Origin of the sequence: Shewanella aestuarii, assembly GCF_011765625.1 — a bacterium.
GTDB lineage: Bacteria > Pseudomonadota > Gammaproteobacteria > Enterobacterales > Shewanellaceae > Shewanella > Shewanella aestuarii_A.
In genome coordinates, this window is record NZ_CP050313.1 from 3337750 (window position 1) to 3360367 (window position 22618).

Annotated in this window: 15 protein-coding genes and 1 pseudogene; 4 read left to right on the forward strand and 12 right to left on the reverse strand. The window is 42.7% G+C overall.

All coding sequences use genetic code 11. The features are described 5' to 3' along the window. Positions 1-127: 127 nt before the first annotated feature. Positions 128-1018, reverse strand: coding sequence for a LysR family transcriptional regulator (locus HBH39_RS14640; RefSeq protein ID WP_167679424.1), 891 nt, complete (start codon positions 1016-1018; stop codon positions 128-130). A 98-nt stretch (positions 1019-1116) separates the two neighbouring features. On the opposite strand from HBH39_RS14640, the gene HBH39_RS14645 reads away from it, so the two are divergent. The 3 genes from HBH39_RS14645 to HBH39_RS14655 all read left to right on the forward strand — a co-directional run bounded on the left by HBH39_RS14645 (position 1117) and on the right by HBH39_RS14655 (position 5611). Continuing rightward, positions 1117-2697 (forward strand): NADH-quinone oxidoreductase subunit L, encoded by a 1581-nt coding sequence (locus HBH39_RS14645; protein WP_167679425.1) that lies wholly within the window; start codon positions 1117-1119, stop codon positions 2695-2697. 5 nt (positions 2698-2702) lie between these two features. Further along, entirely contained in the window at positions 2703-5150 is a 2448-nt protein-coding gene (locus HBH39_RS14650; RefSeq protein ID WP_244325668.1) for a YbcC family protein, read from the forward strand. 281 nt (positions 5151-5431) lie between these two features. Further along, on the forward strand, positions 5432-5611 hold the full coding sequence (locus HBH39_RS14655) for a helix-turn-helix domain-containing protein (protein ID WP_167679426.1): 180 nt from the start codon (positions 5432-5434) through the stop codon (positions 5609-5611). An 82-nt stretch (positions 5612-5693) separates the two neighbouring features. Here the strand turns inward: HBH39_RS14655 and nqrF are convergent, their stop codons facing one another. From nqrF to HBH39_RS14700, 9 genes and pseudogenes are all read right to left on the reverse strand, one after another. Continuing rightward, positions 5694-6911 carry an NADH:ubiquinone reductase (Na(+)-transporting) subunit F gene (nqrF, locus tag HBH39_RS14660; protein ID WP_167679427.1) on the reverse strand — a complete coding sequence of 406 codons (1218 nt, stop codon included), beginning with the start codon at positions 6909-6911 and terminating at the stop codon, positions 5694-5696. Positions 6912-6976: 65 nt separating this feature from the next. After that, positions 6977-7585, reverse strand: a complete 609-nt coding sequence (nqrE, locus tag HBH39_RS14665) for an NADH:ubiquinone reductase (Na(+)-transporting) subunit E (RefSeq protein ID WP_167679428.1) — start codon at positions 7583-7585, stop codon at positions 6977-6979. A 2-nt stretch (positions 7586-7587) separates the two neighbouring features. After that, positions 7588-8208, reverse strand: a complete 621-nt coding sequence (locus HBH39_RS14670; RefSeq protein ID WP_167679429.1) for an NADH:ubiquinone reductase (Na(+)-transporting) subunit D — start codon at positions 8206-8208, stop codon at positions 7588-7590. Further along, positions 8209-8973, reverse strand: coding sequence for a Na(+)-translocating NADH-quinone reductase subunit C (locus tag HBH39_RS14675; protein WP_167679430.1), 765 nt, complete (start codon positions 8971-8973; stop codon positions 8209-8211). After that, positions 8963-10177, reverse strand: a complete 1215-nt coding sequence (locus HBH39_RS14680) for an NADH:ubiquinone reductase (Na(+)-transporting) subunit B (RefSeq protein ID WP_167679431.1) — start codon at positions 10175-10177, stop codon at positions 8963-8965. The genes HBH39_RS14675 and HBH39_RS14680 overlap by 11 nt, the downstream gene beginning before the upstream one ends. Next, positions 10177-11553 carry a Na(+)-translocating NADH-quinone reductase subunit A gene (locus tag HBH39_RS14685; protein WP_167679432.1) on the reverse strand — a complete coding sequence of 459 codons (1377 nt, stop codon included), beginning with the start codon at positions 11551-11553 and terminating at the stop codon, positions 10177-10179. Before HBH39_RS14685 ends, HBH39_RS14680 begins: the two co-directional genes overlap by 1 nt. A gap of 251 nt (positions 11554-11804) precedes the next feature. Next, the gene (gene cydC / locus HBH39_RS14690) at positions 11805-13505 is read right to left on the reverse strand and encodes a heme ABC transporter ATP-binding protein/permease CydC (RefSeq protein ID WP_167679433.1); all 1701 of its coding nucleotides are present in this window, start codon (positions 13503-13505) and stop codon (positions 11805-11807) included. Then, positions 13502-15309 (reverse strand): annotated as a pseudogene (cydD, locus tag HBH39_RS14695) (heme ABC transporter permease/ATP-binding protein CydD). Before cydD ends, cydC begins: the two are co-directional and overlap by 4 nt. 193 nt (positions 15310-15502) lie before the next feature. After that, positions 15503-16573, reverse strand: a complete 1071-nt coding sequence (locus HBH39_RS14700; protein WP_167679434.1) for a DUF3626 domain-containing protein — start codon at positions 16571-16573, stop codon at positions 15503-15505. A 268-nt stretch (positions 16574-16841) separates the two neighbouring features. On the opposite strand from HBH39_RS14700, the gene HBH39_RS14705 reads away from it, so the two are divergent. Further along, a complete protein-coding gene (locus HBH39_RS14705; RefSeq protein WP_167679435.1) occupies positions 16842-18338 on the forward strand; it encodes a DEAD/DEAH box helicase in 1497 nt (498 codons plus the stop codon). Between the two features lie 64 nt (positions 18339-18402). Here the strand turns inward: HBH39_RS14705 and HBH39_RS14710 are convergent, their stop codons facing one another. Both HBH39_RS14710 and HBH39_RS14715 read right to left on the reverse strand, forming a co-directional pair. Next, positions 18403-18795: a hypothetical protein gene (locus HBH39_RS14710; protein WP_348272997.1), complete on the reverse strand. Its 393-nt coding sequence runs from the start codon at positions 18793-18795 to the stop codon at positions 18403-18405. A gap of 185 nt (positions 18796-18980) precedes the next feature. Beyond that, positions 18981-22568: a S8 family serine peptidase gene (locus HBH39_RS14715; protein ID WP_167679437.1), complete on the reverse strand. Its 3588-nt coding sequence runs from the start codon at positions 22566-22568 to the stop codon at positions 18981-18983. Positions 22569-22618 lie beyond the last annotated feature (50 nt).

The following is a 22618-nucleotide window of genomic DNA, read 5'->3' on the forward strand; positions in this document are numbered from 1 at the left end:
AACTCTGTCTACCTCAAGAATTTTCAATTATCTAATTAAACTTTCAATTTCAATATCGAAACAATGACCTTAAGATAACAAAGCGCTTAATGGTGATACGGCCTAAAACCATAGGCCTGAAACTGCGTCAATCAGCCAACTCAATGTGTTGTTCCAATAGATCAATTAACACTTGCGGTACAAACTTTCGCTGCGCGGTAATCGCATAAAAATACTCATAAACATCTGGTAAATGCTGATAAACCTCAAGCACACCTTGCTCTATTTCATCTTTAACAACCACAGCGGGTAACACAGCAAGAGCACCACTGTCTCTGGCTAATAATCGTAGCATTGCCATATCATCAGCTTCCGCTTGTACATCGGCCTGGTATTGATAAGTGGCACATAACTCATCAAAAGCGGCTCTGATTTCAGTATTTTTACTGGGTAAAACCCAGCGAAGGTTTTGATAGCCGTGGGGGAAAACTTGGTTAATCATTTTCTCCTTAGGACCAATAATAGCCAAAGGTTGACGAGACACTTGCTGAGATTGCCATAACGGATCGCTTTGGACAGAATTAACAGCTTGGTTGGTTAACACTAAATCAAATTCATGGTTAGCCAAACCGTTAAGTAAGTGACTAATTCCTTGGGCGGTTAAAGTAAAGCTCACTTGAGGATTAGCCAATAATGGACTGATAAAACTTTCAATAAAATTACGAGACAAGGTGGTTAATACGCCTATGGATAAATGCTGCTTTTCATTGATACAACCATTTCGTAAGAATGATTCTAACTCTTCACCTTTGCTAAAAATGTCATCCGCATAAGCTAATACCCGATTGCCATGCACGGTCAGATTTAGTCGACGTCCTTTACGCTCAAATAATTCTACATTCATATTGTGCTCAAATTGTTTCAACTGAGCTGACAATGCTGATTGTGAAATGTGCAGGTCTTTAGCTACTTGGGTTAAATTGCCTACAACCGCTATGCGCCAAAAATAATAAAGATGATGATAATTGAGTCGGCTCATTGTTAGTTAACTAAAATAGAACGATATTATAGTTTATATATATTTTTATTAATTAAATAGCTCTGACATACTCGTGAAACTAAAAAAAGGGGCGAGATATGTATCCAGAATTATCATCAATTTTGTTACTGACGATTCCAATCATCTTTCTATTCATGAGTGCATGCAGTACAGCCCAGCAAACGGGCTCTGGCGCTTGGCGACTCAACTTGAGCTACTTGATTGTGCTGTTGTTTATCGGTGCGATGCTTTGCAAGTTCGCGTCACCGAGCCTTGATACTGCTGCTCATTACATCAGCCAGTCCAATCTCAGCATGGTAATGCTGGCTTTAGTTATATTTATGAGTGTTATTTTAATTGCATTTTCTGGCAATTATATGGCCGGTGAGCCTCACCATCAGCGCTATTGGTTTTGGCTGTTTAACACCCTTGCCGCTGTATCATTCGTGGTGATGAGTAATCACTTGATTTTATTCTGGCTGGGGTGGGTATCAATTAGTTTAGCCTTACATAAACTATTAATGTTTTATCCACATAGGCCGCGGGCAGTACTTGCCGCACATAAAAAATTCTTACTGGCTCGTACCGCTGAATTGTCATTGTTAGCTGCCATTGGTTTGCTTTATTTACAACAGGGTACTTTTTTTATCAGTGAGATCGTCCATCACTTTACCCTTGTAGCAAATGATGAAACCGCTCAGTTAACCACACTTGATCATATTGCCGCCATGCTGATCGCTTTAACAGCTCTAATAAAATGTGCCCAATTACCTATTCATGGCTGGTTAATTCAAGTGGTTGAAGCCCCAACACCCGTTAGCGCCTTGCTTCACGCAGGGGTCATTAATTTAGGCGGTTTTTTACTGATTTTATTTGCACCGTTATTTATTCAGTCTGCCGTAGCCCAATGGTTTGTCATCCTAGTTGCAGGTTTTACTACCGTCATGGCCGCATTGATCATGACCACGCGAATTAGTGTCAAAGTTCGCCTCGCTTGGTCAACTAGTGCCCAGATGGGCTTGATGCTACTTGAATGCGCACTCGGTTTATTTGAGCTAGCCTTGCTTCATTTATTAGCCCACTCAGTTTATAAAGCCTATGCGTTTTTACACTCAGGCAATGCGGTTTTTGAGGATATACACGCCCGCTTAGCTCCGGCTGCGTTGCCTAAGTTTACCGATTGGCTGCTAGCAGCTGGCTTTTGCACTACCTTGGTGAGCATGGCGTTATGGGTAATGGATTATCAAGGGGTATTAAGTGTTTGGATACTCTTGATACTCGCACTAACCATGCTCGTTGCTCAGCGTCTTAGCCAACAACCTTGCAGTCGCGTTATGCCAGTATTGCTACTCACTATCAGTTTAGTGGTGAGTTACAGCCTATTTAAAGGGATATTTAGCATGTTACTGCCCCAGCTACCAGCACTAAAAGCCGCACCATTTAGCTTGGTGGATATTGCAGCAACGGTGTTATTTTTTAGCTTATTCACAATAAACTTAATTCTGCTTTATCAACCACATAAACCCATAGTGCAGCGTTTGTATATTGCCTTATTTGCTGGATTATATTTAGACGAATGGTTAACTCGATTAACGTTAAAACTGTGGCCTATTCGGTTGCCTCCCCAGCGCAATAGTAAAGTGCTCCGCCTAACACCCATCAGCCAAGTAGAGGAATAAGTAACATGAATCTCGCAGCAAATCTGGTTACAAATAGCATGGCGATTGCCCCACCAGTGCTACTCAATCTAGAGCAAAAAACACATTTGCAGAATGCAACACATCATATTGCGCCCACTTGGCCACTTGATCAAATGATTGCAGTTAACCCATTTTGGCAAATGCGTCATCTGCCAATCGAACAGGTTTTTAATCGGCTATCTTCGTTGAATAACATTCACTGCTTTATGCCTCGCCAGTATTATGCCGATTTATACCGCCAAGGCCACATTAGCCAAACGGCGTTGCAATTAGCCGCCAAGGATCAGCGAAGTGAACTGTCGATAAACCAATTAGAAGCATGTTTACAGCAAACCGATGAGCTAAGTCATTGGCATAATATTGCCGACCTACTCGATGCCCAGCGAGATGAACATAAGATGGCATGGTGTGATGAAATTATTCAGCAAATCAGTCAATTTTGTGCAGCCCATTATCAGCAATCAAATCCTATTTACTCTGGGGCAAAAAATACCCCACACGCTTGCTTATATCAACACTGGCTTGAGGTTAGCCGCCATGACAAAGGCTTGAGCATTATTATGGATGAACCCAAGTTACATGATTATTTTTATCAGTTACCTAATGAGGCAGAAGCCTTACTAGCACAAGCACTTGATGAACTCAGTATCGACGGCGCAATGATAGAACACTACGGCCACGCGTTATTACTTGATATCAATGGTTGGGCATCTTGGGTTGCATATTTACGCTGGCAAGGTCATTTGTACGCCAAAGCTAATGACCAAATGTTACAGCTATTGGCGATTAGAATGGCATGGGAACTGGTTATTTGGCGTTACCTAAAAGACGAGCAAAAACATAACTTTGCTCAATTATCAAACCACTGGATACGTGAAAAAAATCAACTTGCCAGTGTGTTTAAACGACATGAACAGGCACAAAAACCACTGTGGATTTGGGCACAAGCCGCCGAACTCAGCTATCAACATCAATTGAACAGCCAATTGTTAAATGCCCACAAGCAAATTGTTACCTCCCCCAAATTACAAGCGGCCTTTTGTATTGATGTTCGTTCAGAAGTGATTAGACGGGCACTAGAAGCACAAAGTGAGCATATTCAAACCCTAGGCTTTGCTGGTTTTTTTGGATTACCAATTGAGTATCAACCTCACAATCACGGTTTGTCTCGGCCACAATTACCGGGCTTGCTAAAGCCGGTAATCAAGGTGTCACAAGTGACTAAAACGCCACAGAGCCATCATCAAATGAATGCTAAAGCACGTTGGCAAGCATGGACACAAGCTGCACCATCAGCGTTTTCGATGGTTGAGTCAATGGGCTGGCTCTATGCGTTTAAAATGTTAAAAAAGTCATTTTTTGCAACCAAAGTAGAGCACCCTATTAATCGCTTTACCCATGCAAACAATTGGCAGCTAGAAAAACAGCAGCAACCTTTAACCATCAAGGATAAAGCTGAGCTAGCTCAGGGCATTTTAAACGCAATGGGATTAACCCAATTTGCACCAACAGTGCTACTGATAGGTCATGGAAGTCATACCACCAATAATCTTCACGCCGCAGGGTTAGATTGTGGTGCATGTGGTGGACAAACCGGTGAAGTTAATGTGCGAGTGTTAGCCCAATTGCTTAATGATAAAGATGTTCGTGCCGAGTTAACCCATTTAGGCATTAATATTACGCCAGACACCCATTTTGTAGCAGCCTTACATAACACCACCACAGATCATATTGATTATTTTGAGCCTCAGCTGAATGACGAGATTACGGCATGGCTAAAAGCGGCAACAACACAAGCACAGCGCGAACGCATTGTGAATATTGCTCCACAAATGGCCAGTAGCAATAAAGCTTCATTGGACAAATTCTATCGTAAACTCAGCCTAGATTGGTCACAAGTACGCCCAGAATGGGGGCTTGCCAATAATGCAGCCTTTATTGTTAGCCCGAGAAGTCGGACGCGCAATGTTAATCTACAAGGCCGCTGCTTTTTGCATGATTATCAATGGCAAAATGATAGTGGATTTTCAGTGTTGGAATTAATTATGACCGCCCCCATGGTGGTCACCAACTGGATTAACATGCAATACAATGCATCGACGACAGACAATCATAAATATGGATGTGGCAATAAATTACTCCACAATGCTGTGGCGGGCCATATTGGGGTATTTGAAGGTAATGGCGGAGATTTACGCAATGGGTTATCGCTACAGTCATTACATGATGGCCAAAAATGGATGCACCAACCACTGCGATTAAGTGTTTACATAGCCGCACCTAGAGAACCAATCGAGCAAATTACCGCTAAACATGACAATGTTCGTGCTTTAATTGATAACCAATGGCTATACTTATTGCGCTGGTCAGATGATGGGATCATTGAACGTTATTACCAAGGGAAATGGTTGCCACAAAATAGTCAACCATAAGCAATGGTTCACTGTGCTAAATAGGTATGCACCTAACAATAACGCATCAACTTGTGCTTACTTCAGAAGTGAACCAACCCGTTATTGAATAACGTTGGTGATGCTTAAAGACGCAGCAAGGCAAACGAGGAGAAAGTCGCTCCATAACCTAAGCGACTGCTTCTTGCTTAAAATTAGTTGGATAATGTTTATTGGTTCATATTCAACTCAGTATTGGAATGTTGCATTCCTTTATTTGAGTATCCGGCAAACTCAACCACAACAAGACCGTGGAGGCAATAATGATGGATAAATTATTAACTTTAGATGAAGTTTGTAAAATTTTAGACAAAAGCCCAACAACCATTAAACGTTATGCCAGAGAAAACCTGTTAACGAGCGAACAAAATGGGGACGAATTGAGTTTTTCAGAAGCGGAAGTGATGCGCTACTTAGATTTTTCAAAACGCTTAGGCGGATAACGCTACCTAACAATGTACTGTACGCAAAAAAACGGGGAAAACATCTGCTCTCCCCGTTTTATTTAGCTGTAGTACTTACAGACTAGTCACCAAAGTCATCTAATAAGATATTCTCTGACTCAACCCCTAAGCTTTCTAGCATACCAATCACTGAAGAGTTCATGATTGGTGGGCCACACATATAAAACTCACAATCTTCAGGCGACTTGTGATTTTTCAGATAGTTTTCAAATAACACGTTATGAATAAAACCTGTGTAGCCAGTCCAGTTATCTTCCGGCAAAGGATCAGATAATGCGACATGCCATTCAAAGTTTTCATTTTCAGCCGCTAAGGTATCAAAATCCTCTTTATAGAAGATCTCACGCACTGAGCGCGCACCGTACCAGAAGCTCATTTTACGTTTGGTTTTCACGCTTTTTAGCTGATTAAAAATGTGCGAACGCATTGGCGCCATACCAGCTCCACCACCCACAAATACCATTTCAGCATCCGTCTCTTTAACAAAGAACTCACCAAACGGTCCTGAAATCGTCACCTTGTCACCAGCTTTTAAATTAAAGATATACGATGACATTTTACCCGGTGGCAAACCTTCAGCTGGCGGCGTAGCAATACGCACATTAAGCATAATACGGCCTTTCTCATCAGGATAGTTCGCCATAGAATAAGCACGTAATACGTCTTCATCCACTTTTGAGACTAACTTGAATAAGTCGTATTTATCCCAGTCATCACGGTACTCATCAGGAATATCAAAATCCGCATACCGCACTTCATGTGCAGGCGCCTCAATTTGAATATAGCCCCCTGCTTTAAAACGAACGTCTTCACCGTCAGGAATTTTCAGTAATAATTCTTTAATAAAGGTGGCTTGGTTATTGTTAGAAATAACTTCACACTGCCACTTTTTAACACCAAAGATTTCTTCTTCAACTTCTAAATCCATGTCAGTTCTTACCGCAACCTGACAAGCTAAACGACAGCCTTCTTTCGCTTCTTTTTTGCTAATGTGCTCAAGTTCTGTGGCTAAAATATCACCACCACCCGACTTCACCTTCACGCGGCATTGCCCACAAGTACCACCGCCACCACAGGCCGATGGAATAAAGATATTGTGGCCCGCTAAAGCGCCCAATAACTTATCACCGGCTGGAGTACGAACCGCTTTATCTGGATCGTCATTAATACTAATGGTGACATCACCTGTGTTCACCAATTTACTTTTGGCGACTAAAATCACCATAACTAGCAAGCATACTACGATAGTAAACATGCCAATTCCGATTGCCATTTCCATTAAATGCACCTTCTCATTAATCTGTCATTGTGCTGCAATAAAATTAAGCTTTGCATTGCAATGCCTTACAGCGAAATGCCAGCGAAAGACATAAAACCTAACGCCATTAAACCCGTGGTAATGAAGGTAATACCAATACCTTGCAATCCTTCAGGTATAGCATTGAACTTCATCCGCTCACGCAAGCCAGCCAATAACACAATGGCCATTGCCCAACCCACCGCACTGCCACCAGCAAACACCACTGATTCGCCTAGGTTATAGTCACGGTTTGCCATAAAGATCACGCCAGCAAAAATCGCGCAGTTAACGGTTAATAGCGGTAAGAAAATCCCTAAGCTTTGATACAAAGTAGGTATGTAACGCTCTAAAAACATTTCCAAAATTTGCACTAATGCCGCAATAACCCCAATGAAGGTGATCAGTTGCAAATAACTAATATTTAAATCAGCCATTCCCGCCCAAGCTAATGCGCCGGGCGCTAATACATTAACGTAAATAAGCTGGTTTAAAGGCACAGCCAGCATCATTACTACGATGACCGCGATACCTAAACCAAAGGCGGTTGACACCTTTTTTGAAACCGCTAAAAACGTACACATACCCAAGAAAAAGGACAGCGCCATGTTGTCGATAAACGCAGCTTGGATAAATAGGTTAAAATAATGTTCCATGATTATCCTCTCTTACGCTGTACAACGTTGATAGCCCAAATCATCACTCCGATAAGGAAGAATGCACTTGGCGGTAAGGTGAACATTTCATTGGGTAAATACCAACCATCATTGGCGATAGTGGTAAAAATTTCGTGACCAAATAATGACCCACGGCCAAGAAGTTCACGCACAAATGCCACACCTAATAAAATAACGCCATAACCCATGGCATTGCCCACCGCATCGACAAAAGCTAAATGCGGTGGATATTTCATCGCAAATGCTTCAGCACGGCCCATAATGATACAGTTAGTGATGATCAAACTAACAAATACAGACAACTGTTTTGATAGTTCATAAGCCACATCTTGCAGCACCATATCAACGATAATCACCAAAGAAGCAATAACCGTCATTTGGGCAATAATCCGCACACTATTGGGAATAAAGTTCCGAATAGTGGAAATAATCAGATTGGAAAAAACCAAAACAAAGGTTACGGCTAAGGTCATGACTAATGCGGTTTGCATTGAGTTACTTACCGCAAGCGCAGAACACACACCTAGCACCTGCATCGCCACAGGGTTATTAGCAAATATGGGCGAGGTTAATATCTGTTTTGTTGAAGTCGTCTGGCTCATTTACTTCGCCTCCGCTGCAAATCGATTTAAGAATGTTTGATATCCTTCAACACCAAACCAAAACTCAACCGCTTTTTGAATACCTAAACCAGTACGCGTTGCACCACTGACGCCATCAATACCATGTATGTCACCGGCTTTAGCACCGCCTTTCACCACTTTGATGGCAATCTTACCTTGCTCATCAAACAGCTTTTTACCTTGCCATAAAGCGTTCCATTCAGGATCCGTCACAAAATCAGCAATACCAGGTGTTTCACCATGCTCATAAAACACGATATTTTTGATCGTGTTCAAGTCTGGTTCTACCGCTAAATAGCCATAAATCATTGACCATAAGCCTTTACCATAAATAGGCATAACCACACTGGTTAGCTTGCCGCTTTCATCAAACACCTCAAAAATACGGACAATGTCAGCACGGGTTTTGATTTTGGCTGTGTCTTTTTTAGGCTTACGAGAAGTATCGGGATTAATCGCCGCCATGCGTTCATCAAAATCTAAAATATTCTCTTGCTCAACAAACTCACCGCTTTCAATGTTGACAATTTTAGGTTGTACGCGGGCAGCAAATACCTCACGAAAATCAGTATCAATAGCAATATCGGCAGCTTTTAATACAAACTGCTGCACTTCATCGCGCTTTTTCACTAACTTACGTTCTTTTAAAATCTCAGCGGTACCTGTGATCATAAACGAACACACTAAACTCAAGCTGATGATGAAAACCATGGTCCCCATCACTGAATCTTTTTTAAAGGCCATGGCGTTTTAGTCTCCGCTTGATGTTGGCTCGCGCTACCATGTAGTCGAACAACGGTGCCCATAAATTGGCAAACAAAATAGCAAGCATGATGCCTTCAGGTAACTTAACGTTTAGCACACGGATCAGCACTGTCATAAAGCCGATCAAAGCCCCATAAGCATATTTTGCATTGCGGGTATAAGAAGCAGTAACCGGGTCGGTTGCCATAAACATCATACCCATTGCAAAACCACCAGTGACCAAGTGCCAGGTCCACGGCATAGTTGCCATGGCATTTTTAGCCGGGCCAAAGTAGTTAAAGATAAGGGCGGTGACTATCATGCCAAGCATCACACCAGCAACCACACGCCAATCTGCAACGCGGGTCATTAACAAAATGCCGCCACCAAGTAAAATTGCTAAAGCACTGGTTTCACCAATGGCACCCACGGTAAAGCCAAAGAAGGCATCCCACCAAAGTGGATCGCTTAATGCGCCAATCCAGCTAACGTCTGCAAAGTTCAGTTTATTACTTGCCGCTAAGGTTAAGGTTGTTGCCCCTGAATAACCGTCTGCCGCGACAAACTGGCTAATGGCAGCCACTTCTGTTGGATAGGCAAAATAAATAAAGGCATAACCAGCAAGTGCAGGATTTAAAAAGTTATATCCCATGCCGCCAAACATCTCTTTGGCCACAATCACCCCGAAGCTAATACCAATAGCCATAATCCACAAAGGGGTCGACACAGGTAAAATCAATGAGAACAACAAGGCGGTAATAAAGAAGCCTTCATGCAGTTCATGACCACGCATTCTGGCAAAAATCACTTCCCAAAACAGGCAGACTATAAGCGCCGTTAAGTAAAACGGAATATAGTAACTTGCACCATAAGCGAATAGGCTCAATATTCCTGATTCAGCGTTCAAACCTGAGAATAGCAAATTAAAAATAGCTAATTCCCAGTTAACTGGCTGCGTTGCACCTGCAATAATGGCAAGTTGTGCTTGCAACCCAATGTTGTACATACCAAAAAATACCGCAGGTAATAAACACATACCCACAATATGCATGGTACGTTTCACATCGATGGCATCACGCACATGCACTTGGCCTTTGGTACTACGACCATGAGCGATCCACAGCGAGCGTAAATAACTACGCATGGACGTACCGTGCTCGTAGTATTTATCCTGAGTTGATGGTTTCTTATCTGGCTTACTCATTAACCTTCCCTCTCGATGATATCTAGGCAAGCGCGTAACTCTTTACCAAAGTCGTACTTTCCAGGACACACAAATGTACACAGTGCTAAATCTTCTTCATCTAACTCAAGCGCGCCAAGAAGCTGTGCCTCATCGGTGTCTCGCACCACTAAGTCACGGATAAGCAAGGTAGGTAAAATATCTAGTGGCATTACACGGGCTAATTGACCAAACGCCATCATTGCGCGGGCAGAGCCGCCAGCATGAGTCGTAAAATCAAATAACTTCTTCGTCTTGCTAAAGCCCGACATCATGATGCCTGTTAAACTAAATTTGTCTTTGTCTTTGCGAACCCAAGGTAATAGCTCATGCTTTTCATCTTCGGTTAACACACAAATTTGACGGTGAAAGCGCCCCAAATAGTCATATACACCTTCGGCAGTATGGCCATTTAACACATTGCCAGATACTACTCGTGAATGAGTATCTTTAATCTGCCCTTCAACAATAGGGCTTAATTTAGCGCCAAGTTGAGTACGAATTAAGCGTGGGTTCAGTACATTTGGCCCTGCAAACGCCACAATACGTTGGGTAAATAAGTCACCTGTTAAAAACAACTTGCCGTAAGCAATCACATCTTGGTAATTCAAATGCCACACTTGACGTTCGATACTGGCAGGTAATAAGAAGTGAATATGTGTTCCAACAAGCCCAGCAGGGTGGACACCGTTAAAATGATGAATAGAGACTTGGCTTAACTTTGCAGCGACGTCTTGGCTAATCAAAGGTGCTTGATCATCTTGACACAAATAGACTTTGCCTTGAGTCAAATAAGATAAAACCTGTAATCCGGCTTCAAAATCGCTTTGGTATTCGGCGATCATAATGCGAGGATCGGCTGCGAGCGGATTCGTGTCAATGGCAGTCACAAAGATACCGGCAGGTTCTGCATCTAACTGAGGCACACGAGAAAATGGCCGGGTACGCATTGCCGTCCATAAGCCGCTATCAACCAGATTATCAACTACCTGTTGGCGAGTAAGCGCACTTAAATCTGCATACTTGGCAAACTCAATCGCTTGTTGTTGCTCGTCGCAGTCGATGATAACCGCTTGTAAAACCCGCTTTTCACCACGTTCTACCGCCTTAATGACGCCACTCGCTGGTGCAGTAAATTTAACGCCTGGGGTTTTCTTGTCTTCAAAAAGTGCTTGTCCTTTTAAAACATGATCGCCCACATCAACTAACATAGTTGGCTTTAAGCCAACGTATTCTTCACCCAATAATGCAACCTGAGTGACTTTGTCACCATCAAACACTTGCTGAACTGGCACACCTAAAATAGGTATATCCAAGCCGCGTTTGATGGTAATTGTTTGGTTTGTAACCCCTGCCATAAGCATCACCACCCTTATAAAATCGATAATCAATTTTAAAACTTTGTTAATGCTAATATACCAGCAAAGATCACAGTTATGAGCAATTCTGTAATTTTAAAACAGGAATTCCGCACCAAAGTGTGACGAACATCAAGTCACTTTCTGTGATTCACAAAATTATGTTATTTTTACTACAATTTATTGCTGAACAAGTTAACACTAAATTAGCAGTCAAATCTCTTGGTCAGTTTTGGCCTGCTTAGTCCAATTTAACGCTGTAAATCAACCTCAAGTAACTGACCATGGTTTAAACTAAAACACCTATCTATTGCCGATAAACCTGCAGTACGGTGGCTGATCATTAAGATAGTTTTATTACTTGAGTGGGCAAAAATGGTCGCTAAAATATCACGTTCGGTGCGCTTATCTAACCCTTCTGTCGGTTCATCTAATAGCAACAATGGCGCATCTCGCAATAATGCTCTTGCAACACCAATACGACGCTGCTCGCCCCCAGATAGCTGTCTGCCACCTTCACCAATCCATGCATCAAGCGGATCTTTGTCTTGTAATAAAGTACCTAAGCCAACTTGCTCAATCACTTCACATAAACGTTCATCGTGTGCTTTGCGTTTTTCACCTGCTACATAAGGCAAAGCAATTCGTAAGTTGTCACGTAAAGTTCCACTAAATAGATGCACTCTTTGACTAACCACTGTCATGGCAGCGCGTAAATTGGCTTCGCTATAATCTTGAATTGGTTTACCATCAAGTAAAATGTTGCCTGACTGCGCCTGCCATTCACGGGTAATAAGCCCTAATAAACTTGATTTTCCACAACCGGTTTTACCCACAATAGCAACCTTCTCACCAGCTTTAATCGATAAACTAAGCTCTTGTAAAATAGGTTGCTGCGCTCGATAACAAAAATTCAGTCCGCTGATTTCAATCGCGCCGCTGTTGGCTTGTAATTGACTGTTAGGATCAAAAACAATGGCAGGAGTTTGCTCAGTGATCGCACTGACTCTGGTAGCCGCCAATACTGTGCTCGATAAATGCTGAAAAGCCCCCGCTATTGGCATCATCATTTCAAGACTTGCCATGGTGGCGAATACAATCATGGCAAATAGTGGCCCTGGCGGCGCCGTGTCACCCACACCACTCGCTGCTAAAAACAGCATCATAAGTACCGCAAACCCATTGGCTAAAATTAACATGGCTTGACTTAAGGCGGTGATATTGGCCATGGCTGTTTGGCTACTAAAAAAAGCCAATTGTTGTGTATGAAGTTTATCCATAAAGCGCTGATTCGCACCAAAGAGACTCAACTCGGCTTGCCCTTGAATAAAATCAAGTAATTGCACTCTAAATGCCTGTTTGGTTTCAATCAATTGTTCACCTGGCGCTTTACCTAAACGATAAAAAACCACCGGTAACACTAGCCATACCATTAACAAAAAGGCACATAAACTCAAGGCAAGGGACGCATCAAACCAAGCGATAAACCCGTACAGCGCAGCAATCAACAATAATGAAGCACTGATTGGGATTAACAGGCGTAAATACAAATGATCTAAGGTATCAATGTCGGCCACTAAACGGTTAAGCAAATCGCCACGGCGAAGCCCTGATAAATTTTCCGCGCTTAACGGCAATAAACGGCGCCAAGCCCATACTCTAAGTTCAGTGAGTAATTTAAATGTTGCTTCATGGGTAGTTAAGCGTTCACCATAACGGCTTGCGGTGCGGGCAATGGATAAAAATCGAACCCCGCCTGCAGGGGTAAAAAAGTTAAATGCTTGGGCGGTGGCAACTGTTAACCCTGCGACAGCGGTGGCAGATAAAAACCAGCCTGATAATGACAACAGCCCTACACCTGCTAATAGTGTGATAACACTGAGCAATAGCCCCAACATCATCATTAACCATTGGCGTTTAAATAACCTTAAAAAAGGTAGCAAGACTTTCATGAGTTAACTTCCTCTTGCTGGATCAACTGATAAAAATGCCCCTTGGCGTTAAGCAATTGCTGGTATGAACCTTGCTCAACCAAGCTGCCTTTATCCAGCACAATGATATGATCAACCCGATATAAATCATCTAACTTATGAGTAACCAGTAATGCACTATGTCCCGCCATGGCCTTGTATAAGGTGTCCATTACCGCAATGGCACTGGCTTCATCCAAACTGGCGGTTGGCTCATCTAAAATAAATAAGCTGGCATGCTGAGCAAGAGCTCTTGCTAAGGCAATCCGCTGCGCCTGTCCAACAGAAACACCTGCAGCCTGGTCGCTAATTTGCGTGGCTAGCCCTGAGGATGCTGTTCAACAAAATCGGCAATTTGTGCTTGTTCAAGTAACGCCATGATTTGTGCATCGGTTAATTCTGGCGCGCCCAAAGAGACATTGTCAGCAATGGTGCCATGGAACAACTGCGGATCTTGCCCAAGCCATGCAAGTTGTTTTCGCCATTGACGAATAGGTATTGATGCAAAAGGCTGATCGTTAATTAGTAGCTCACCTTGATAAGGTAAAAAACCAAGTAAGGCCTGAAGTAAACTGGTTTTACCTGTACCGCTTGCTCCTACCACCGCCAAATGCTGCCCAGAAGTTAACTCAAACGAAATTGGTCCTAATAAACATTTACCATCAAGGCTCATCACTTGCAGATTTGACGCCTTAATGCTGATGGTCGATAAATCCATCTCAAGGGATTTCACCGTTTCATCAGCATGTGCAAAATGAGATTGGCTAGCCTTTGCTTCAAGAGGCTGAACAACTGGGTAGTCGAGTAATTCTACTAGCGACTCAGCTGCACCAATGGCTTGAGCTTTGGCATGATAATGGGTGCCTAAATCACGTAGCGGCTGATAAAACTCTGGCGCTAAAATCAACACAAACATACCAGTGAATAAGCTGATCCCCAATCCATAATGACCAAAATCTAAATGATCCAGATAGCTAAAACCAAAATACACGGCTAATACTGCAATGGATAACGCCGCAAAAAACTCCAATACCGCCGAGCTTAAAAAAGCTAACCTTAATACCGACATGGTTCTGCTTCTAAAATCTTCAGATGCATCATGAATTTGGTTAATTTCAGCTTCCGCGCGATAAAAAAGCTTCAAAGTACTTAAACCTTTTAAGCGATCCATAAAGTGACCGCTTAAACGTGATAATGCGCTGAAGTTTTTTCGGTTCGCATCTGCGGCGCCCATGCCCACTAAAATCATAAATAAGGGGATCAGTGGTGCTGTGCCTAGCAGTACTATGCCCGCAGCCCAATTCAGTGGAAATACCACCACTAAAATACATAACGGGATAAATGCCGCTAACATCATTTGCGGCACATATTTACTATAAAAATCATGTAAATCTTCAACTTGCTCAAGTACGATGCTCACCCACGCCCCTGCTGGCTTACCCTTAATAAAGGCTGGCCCTAAAGTGATGAGTTTATTCAACACAGCTTGACGAATATCTTGGCGAAGCAGTTTGCCGGCTTCAAAGCTTAATCGCTCCCGCGCAAAGGCTAAACCTGCGCGTATAATCAGCAACAACGTAAGTGTGATAAAGGTTGTAGATAATTCATTAACTGGGGTGTCCAGCATAATGACATAGTGCAAGATGGTAGCAATACAATAAGCTTGGCCGATAATGGCAAGCCCATTTAAAAAGCCACAAAAAATAGCTAATTTAAGAAATATTCCACAAGCTGATTGCTGAGCTTTAAGCCACTTGACCAGTGATTTTTCTAACGACTTATCCATGGTTCTCCACAATATTCATCCTACTACACCCTATTATTCGCCATCGTAAATACAGTTGATCATAAAGACCCAGGTGGAACTGAAAAAATCAGCTTGATGAGTTAGATTGAAAGAGGCGGCAGTATCGCAGTAACGGCTTACCTATTACAGTCGACAAAGTAATAATGTTAACTAGTGCACAGTTACAGCAGCATTAATCATGAGTGGAAAAAGGATGACCAAATTTAACTAACACCTGCCATAACAACTTTAGATCTTGAGCTTTATTGGCATAGGCTCCTCGCTCGCACCAGCTAGTGTGCTGCTTACCAAGCTCACAGGCTGCCCGGCCAATAATTTCGGCATTAATCACACCTCTTTCAGCAATACTTTGCGCTAAAGTGGGCATATTAGCACCACGAAAATCACTTGGCACATCCATAACCGCTAGCTGATTACCGCAATGCCATACTAATTCAAACTGATAAAGCTCACATAATTGTTGTAACGCATCACCGATGGCGGTGCCTTTAAAGCTCGGATCAGCAACCAGCATATCAATATCACTATGTAACGACAGATCACCATGAATTTGTGCTTCGATATAATGATCTAAATTGCCACTTTGTTGGCGACTAAATCGACTAACAAGGCTATCAGCCAACTCATTAGCCAAATAAGCAACCAATTTAGCTGGCTTAAAACCCGTTACACCTAATGCATAATGACGCTCAAAGCTTTCACTTAACAGTGCCGCTAGCACCCCATCAAAGCAACTGATTGTGCCCTTTTCTTTAGGTAAGCGATATGAGTCCATATAACTAAAAGTACAACGTGACAGTAGTTGTGGCTTAGTTAATAAATAGCAACTACCAAAACGTGGCGCAGGCCCATGAGGACACAAGCCTAAATCTAGCGCACCGTATTTAGGGCGATGTTTAATACCCGAATAGTGATGGCCAAATAATTGGTTTTCCCAATGATCGCGCGGGCCACCCAGCTCAGGAGACAATTGCCCATTTGATATGTGGGTTTCAAACTGACTTTTGTAAAAGCCATCTTTGATTAAACCCGCCACAACCGTCATACCACGGCTGTCTATTCTGTCAGGGTGAAAGTGAACCGCTACCCGTCCATGGCGGGTCAACTGACGCATAGCTTGATGTAATTGTGGCGTAGGAATATTTGACATCATCAACACATTTTTAATCAAAGCATGGGCAGGATCGCGCAGTGTTAAGGCGATCTTTTCAATATGTGTTTGTGCGGCTGATTTATGGTTCATCGATTTCCTTGTCATTCTATGCATTAAAATCCATGAAGACCCCATAAGCTGTATTAACGATTCAGCTTAGCTTGCTTTGTTAAAATAACACCAAGTATCTCATTGTATGTAATATTTCACTAATTAGCACTCAAGATGAAGACTTTTTCACCAAAGTCTTATGGTCGTTTATATAGCACTATTTGGGGTTTTCAGGTAAGCTGCATCCCCGCCGATTTTGGCTACCTTAAAAATTTAACTGCGCTAGTGGTTAAACGAGATGTAATCTATGAGTTTTGAAAACCTAGGTCTAAGTGCTGCTATTTTAAAAGCAGTTGCCAAACAAGGTTACGATACCCCATCCCCGATTCAAGCCCAAGCGATCCCCGCAGTACTAAAACGCCAAGATGTCATGGCAGCCGCACAAACCGGCACAGGAAAAACAGCTGGCTTTACGCTACCGATTCTCGAACTACTTTCTCAAGGTCAGCCAGCTAAGCGTCATCATGTTCGTACCTTGGTATTAACTCCAACCCGCGAATTAGCGGCACAAGTACAAGATAGCGTGGCCACTTATGGTAAGCATTTAAGCTTAAAATCGGCTGTGGTGTTCGGTGGGGTCTCAATTCAGCCGCAGCTAGCAGCGCTGAAACAAGGTGTCGATATTTTAGTGGCCACCCCTGGGCGTTTATTAGATTTATATCAGCAAAAAGCCATTAACTTTGATCAACTTGAGATCTTAGTGCTAGATGAAGCCGATCGCATGCTAGACATGGGCTTTATTCGTGATATCAAAAAGATTTTGGCGTTCTTACCGACCAAAAGACAAAACTTAATGTTTTCAGCTACTTTTTCAGATGAAATTCGTGAACTGGCTAAAGGCTTAGTGAATAACCCCGTTGAAATCTCGGTGACGCCACGCAACAGCACAGCCAATAGCGTTGAGCAAAGTATTTACGCAATTGATAAAACCAGAAAGTCAGCGGCCTTAATTGAATTAATCAAAACTCAAAAGTGGCATCAGGTGTTGGTGTTCTCACGGACTAAACATGGCGCGAATCGTTTAGCCAAAAGTTTAGACGCTGCTGGTATTTCTGCAGTAGCGATTCATGGTAATAAAAGCCAGACCGCTCGGACCAATGCATTAGCAGACTTTAAACGCGGCGCAGCGCAGGTGATGGTTGCGACCGACATTGCCGCCCGCGGCATTGATATTGACCAACTACCTTACGTAGTGAACTTTGACTTGCCCCATGTGCCAGAAGATTATGTTCACCGTATTGGTCGCACAGGTCGCGCAGGCGCTTCAGGTCAGGCCGTATCATTAGTTAGCCTTGAAGAAGCAAAACTTTTACGTGAAATTGAAAAACTGATTAAACGCGCGATACCTCGCCAAATATTAGTCGGGTTTGAAGCAAGCTTTAGCTTTGCCGATACTAACTTAAGCCAGTCTAGCCAACCCAAAAAGGTCATCCATAGCCGCGCACAAAGCAGAAATGCTAAAGATAACACGGCTCAAAATAATACTGGCAACACGAGCAGGGGTGAGCCTCGTCGCGAAAAGCCTGCCAACAAAAGCAAAAAGCCTGCCCCACGACGCCAAGATGATGCTGCTAAAGGTAATCCAACTAAGGCGACTAATAAGCAAAACTCGGCTAATCCAAATGCCGCTAAACCCAATACAGCTAAACCTTTTTCTAAGCCAAGCCATAAAGCAAAAGCTGGTACAGCATCGCCAAAAGTCGATCCTTACGCCAATGCGAAGTTAAAACTTAACAATAAATAGCTGAATGCGTTTGGGATCTGCTAGCAAAAAAATGGAAGCCCTGTGCTTCCATTTTTTATTGAATTTAATTGACGGGCTCACGGGAAATGGTTACCCGCTCTTGGTTAGATAAACGGATTTCGATACCATCAAGTGTGGTAATTTTGCTGGCATGAATATCTTTTTTACGTACCTGATACGTTGCTGACATTGCTGCTATCGGTGAGGATATTTGCACTGTAACCACTTGGTTTTCATCGTACCAATTCCAGCCCCAATAAGCGGCAGTCGCAAGCATAGAGACTGCAATCAAACCATAAACCAGTACTCGATTAAAAAAAGGGTTTTGTGAACCGCCAAACCGGCCCTGGTCAGCTATAGCCTGCTCAGTTTTACTTACCTTTCGCCCTTTGCGCAGATAAAAAGAGGCACCAATTATCACCAGTAATGTAATCAAAATTTTGGTCAGCACAAACATCTCCTCTTTGATAAGAATCAGTATTGTACATTAAATAGCAATCAAAACTGTGTTGCGGCAGACATAAAAAAAGGCTGACAACCTTGTCAGCCTAAAACAATTAAGCCTCGCTAAACACTTAATCGTTGATGGAACTTATAATTATCGAATACTTTTTAGGCTACCCAATTAGAGTAGCCTTATGGTTATTTAACCCACTTACGTTGACGTGAAGCCGCAACAAGTAACATTAATAACCATGCCATGCTCATTGCACCACCGCTGCTTTTGCTTGGCTCTTCAACCACAGGGGGAACAACCACCGGCGCCGCAGCAACTGTTAATGTAAATGCACTACTTACCGAAAACTCAGCATCACTGGCAGTAACAATCACTTCAAAGGTACCGGCTTGGGTTAAGGTGCCAGATAACATCGCACCATCTATGCTTAATGCATCAAGGCCAGAAACGCTATAAGTCAGTTCATCACCTTCGGCGTCTGCAAACACATCAGTTAAATCAACACTGAATTCGATGCTGCCAGATTCAGTTAGCTGAGTTTCTACATTGCTAAGCGGGTTAGCTACAGTAGGCGCAGTATTTACTGGCACGTCTACAGGTGCTAAGCCTTCAACTTTAATTAATGTGCCACCTACATTTCGAATCAGATTGGGTGTTGTTCCAAGCTCAAATAAGCCGTAATAAACCTCACCCTCTTCTAATGGCTGCAATGTTTGACTTGCATCTAAGTAGCCATTTACCTTCATGGTTACATCAAATACTTCATCTTGAGCAACACTTGTTGGCGCTTCAATATCAAAACTAGCTTGACTGCTGTAATTAACTTGGGTGACACGAACCGTCACATCATCAGCTTCATCTTCTACAGTGCCACGATAGTTATGCGCCAATATCCAATAGTTACCAGAAACCGGTGTTTCAACAACGCACTTTTCATTTGAGTCTTCTTCACCGCTAGCACAAACTAACGAGTAAAACATTTCATAAGCATTCGCTTTACCGTCATTGTCCTCATCGATACCTACATACAAGTCCATATCGGGTGAGGTTGTGTCAGTAATTTCAACGACTAAACGCTTAGTGTAAGGCTTAACAACAATCGCAGTGGTAAATAACACATCTTGGTTGAAGGTTGGGCTATTGCGCTCAACATCATTAGATGCGCCAATCGCTGTGCCGCTAAAGCTTTTTGACTTGAATAAACCAAAACCTTTAACTTGAAGCTCATTACTACCCGAAGTCACGATATCTTTAATGACAATCGTGTTATCAAGGTTATTGAGCTTAGCTGACACACTATCAACGATTTGGCCTGCTTTAAATCCAATGGTAGCCTGCAAATGAGTATCACTCATGCTGGTATCAGCATTTTTCAAATTGATATAGCCATGCACCCACTCATCAACAAGGTTGACGTTCGCTGTGGCTTTAATGGTTAACTCAATCGATTCGCCCGCATTTAATGAAAATTGTGATGGGACAACCTCTAAGGTAAAGCCATCATTTAAATATTCATATTCCGCAGTCCAGCTACTACCTTTCGTCGCAGTGACTGTTCTGGTCCAACTACAGTTAGAAATACAGTCACTGTTGACCATAGAAGAAGTATTTAAATCGCCAGGGTTACCGCCCATCGAAGGATTAACCGCAAGATACTCTTCTTTAGTGATATCCAGTAACAAACCTGCTTTTAATGCATCATTAATACGTAAACTACCTGCACCTTGAACGAAGAAATCTGCTCGCTCTTTAATGCCATCGAAATCATCATCTTGATAGGTTGTTCTTTGCGCAGTAGACATCATCGCTGACTGTGCTTGAGCAGGTGACCAATCAGGGTGAGAAGCTGCAATCAAGGCTAATGCACCTGCAACATGCGGGCTAGCCATTGAAGTACCAGAGAACTTCACATAAGGAATATGGCCAGTCTGTCCACTAAAGACACGATCTTCAGCATTTGCGGCATAAATATCAACACCTGGTGCTGCAATATCTGGTGAGAAAACATTAGGATACGGTAGGTTAGGACCTCGAGAGGTAAACACACCAGCAATATCACCAAGCTCATCATCGGTACCCGCAACACTCGGCGCTATTGTCGCTTGATGATTACTACCACTGGCTAACCATTCGGTCAGTAATTTGCCATCAGCATCATTTAAATGGATTGCTGGTAGTACGTGATTATCATCATTAACAGTATCAGCCCCACCTTCTAAGTTAATCAGGATCATGCCACCCGCACCAGCGTCTCTGACAATGATACCCTTACGCACACGGGCATTTTGGCCACGCTCGCACACAACAATTTGATCGGATTTAAATGTGTTTTCAGCAAATGGCTCAGTACACATAGCGTTAGATTCGTCAAAATCTCTTGCCTGTACCACATTGCCAGTAAAACCTTTGGTAATACCACGACCAGTAAACTCTGCTAGGTCTGTTTCACCACCAGTAAAGTTAATGCTTTTTTCATCGAAGCTAAGGTTATGGGTATAAGCAGCAACCGTTGTCACCCATGGTGTATTGCCAGGAGCGCCAATCGTGCTTGCTGTTGGACCAGCATTACCTGCCGCTGTAGCAACATGAATACCGGCTTCACGCGCGTTAAGAAATGCTTCTGAACTCACAGAACTCCAAGGATCAGCAGCCGCACCACCAACAGAGTAGTTAAGCACTTGAATACCGTTTTCAATCGCATGCTCAAGAGCTTGAATAGTAAACTCAGGGTAACAAGAACCGCTATCATCACAAACCTGATAAGAAACTATGTTTGCATGAGGCGCTACGCCGCTGATGTCATCAAACTCAAAAGCACTTTTTTCATTAATAACCGTACCGTCTTCTTCTTCAACTTCAAGATAATAGTTGACGTTTTTAACCACATTACCCGCAGCGGTCGAAGCTACGTGTGTACCATGTCCGTGGAAATCATAGCCAACTTTAGCTTTATCGGCTAAATCTGAATAACTTGGGTCATCAAGGTTATCAGCAACGCTTGCACGAAAATCCACTAACTCTGGATAGCTGATAATACCAATCAATTTATTGTTACAGAATTTAGGGTATTGAACACAGTCACCGTAATACTGGTTTTCACCCAGTGGGTTAGTATGCTCGTAGCCATCATCACCAATAGCTTTAAACGATGGATGACTGGCATTGATACCGGTATCCATAATGCCTACAACAACACCTTCACCTTTAGTGCCAGGAATATCGTTCACACCTGCCCATACTTTTTTCGAACCAATGAATTCTGGGCCAGTCGAAGTATGAATATAATGCATCCCTACAGGCTCAACCGTTACCACGTCAGGATCTTTTAAAATGCTGTTTGCTTCAGCCTCATTCAACTTAACCGCTAAGGCGTTAGCAACAATTTGATATTGCTGAATTGGCTTAAGTGTGCGGTTAATTTTGCTGCTTAATCTTTGTGTAATCTGGCTTTGCTTGTTTTCAAGATAACGCTTGTAACTTACGCTGGCTGGAGAATGAATGTTTAATACACCTGCGGCAGTTTTATTGGCTTGATTAGCTTTAATGCTGGTTGCTGAATAGCCTGTAACAGATCCATCGTAACTTGCTAATGCGCTGTCTTTAAAACGGACAAAATACATGCCGTCATTACGTACTTTATTGGCTCTTTCTAGTTTTAGTTTTTCTTGGCCAGGATTTATGGTGTTAAGTGGCTTGCCTGAATCAGCATGGCTTGAAAACGCCAATACTGAGCTAACTGCACTAAGAACCAAATATTTACTACTTAATTTCATTTGATTACCTTACTTGCTAATAGAGGGAAAGCCTATTGGCTAGGCTTTCC

Coding starts and splice junctions, on each gene's coding strand:
- HBH39_RS14640 (WP_167679424.1), bottom strand. CDS start 1,018: ATGAGCCGACTCAATTATCATCATCTTTATTATTTTTGGCGCATAGCG.
- HBH39_RS14645 (WP_167679425.1), top strand. CDS start 1,117: ATGTATCCAGAATTATCATCAATTTTGTTACTGACGATTCCAATCATC.
- HBH39_RS14650 (WP_244325668.1), top strand. CDS start 2,703: ATGAATCTCGCAGCAAATCTGGTTACAAATAGCATGGCGATTGCCCCA.
- HBH39_RS14655 (WP_167679426.1), top strand. CDS start 5,432: ATGATGGATAAATTATTAACTTTAGATGAAGTTTGTAAAATTTTAGAC.
- nqrF (WP_167679427.1), bottom strand. CDS start 6,911: ATGGAAATGGCAATCGGAATTGGCATGTTTACTATCGTAGTATGCTTG.
- nqrE (WP_167679428.1), bottom strand. CDS start 7,585: ATGGAACATTATTTTAACCTATTTATCCAAGCTGCGTTTATCGACAAC.
- HBH39_RS14670 (WP_167679429.1), bottom strand. CDS start 8,208: ATGAGCCAGACGACTTCAACAAAACAGATATTAACCTCGCCCATATTT.
- HBH39_RS14675 (WP_167679430.1), bottom strand. CDS start 8,973: ATGGCCTTTAAAAAAGATTCAGTGATGGGGACCATGGTTTTCATCATC.
- HBH39_RS14680 (WP_167679431.1), bottom strand. CDS start 10,177: ATGAGTAAGCCAGATAAGAAACCATCAACTCAGGATAAATACTACGAG.
- HBH39_RS14685 (WP_167679432.1), bottom strand. CDS start 11,553: ATGGCAGGGGTTACAAACCAAACAATTACCATCAAACGCGGCTTGGAT.
- cydC (WP_167679433.1), bottom strand. CDS start 13,505: ATGAAAGTCTTGCTACCTTTTTTAAGGTTATTTAAACGCCAATGGTTA.
- HBH39_RS14700 (WP_167679434.1), bottom strand. CDS start 16,573: ATGAACCATAAATCAGCCGCACAAACACATATTGAAAAGATCGCCTTA.
- HBH39_RS14705 (WP_167679435.1), top strand. CDS start 16,842: ATGAGTTTTGAAAACCTAGGTCTAAGTGCTGCTATTTTAAAAGCAGTT.
- HBH39_RS14710 (WP_348272997.1), bottom strand. CDS start 18,795: ATGTTTGTGCTGACCAAAATTTTGATTACATTACTGGTGATAATTGGT.
- HBH39_RS14715 (WP_167679437.1), bottom strand. CDS start 22,568: ATGAAATTAAGTAGTAAATATTTGGTTCTTAGTGCAGTTAGCTCAGTA.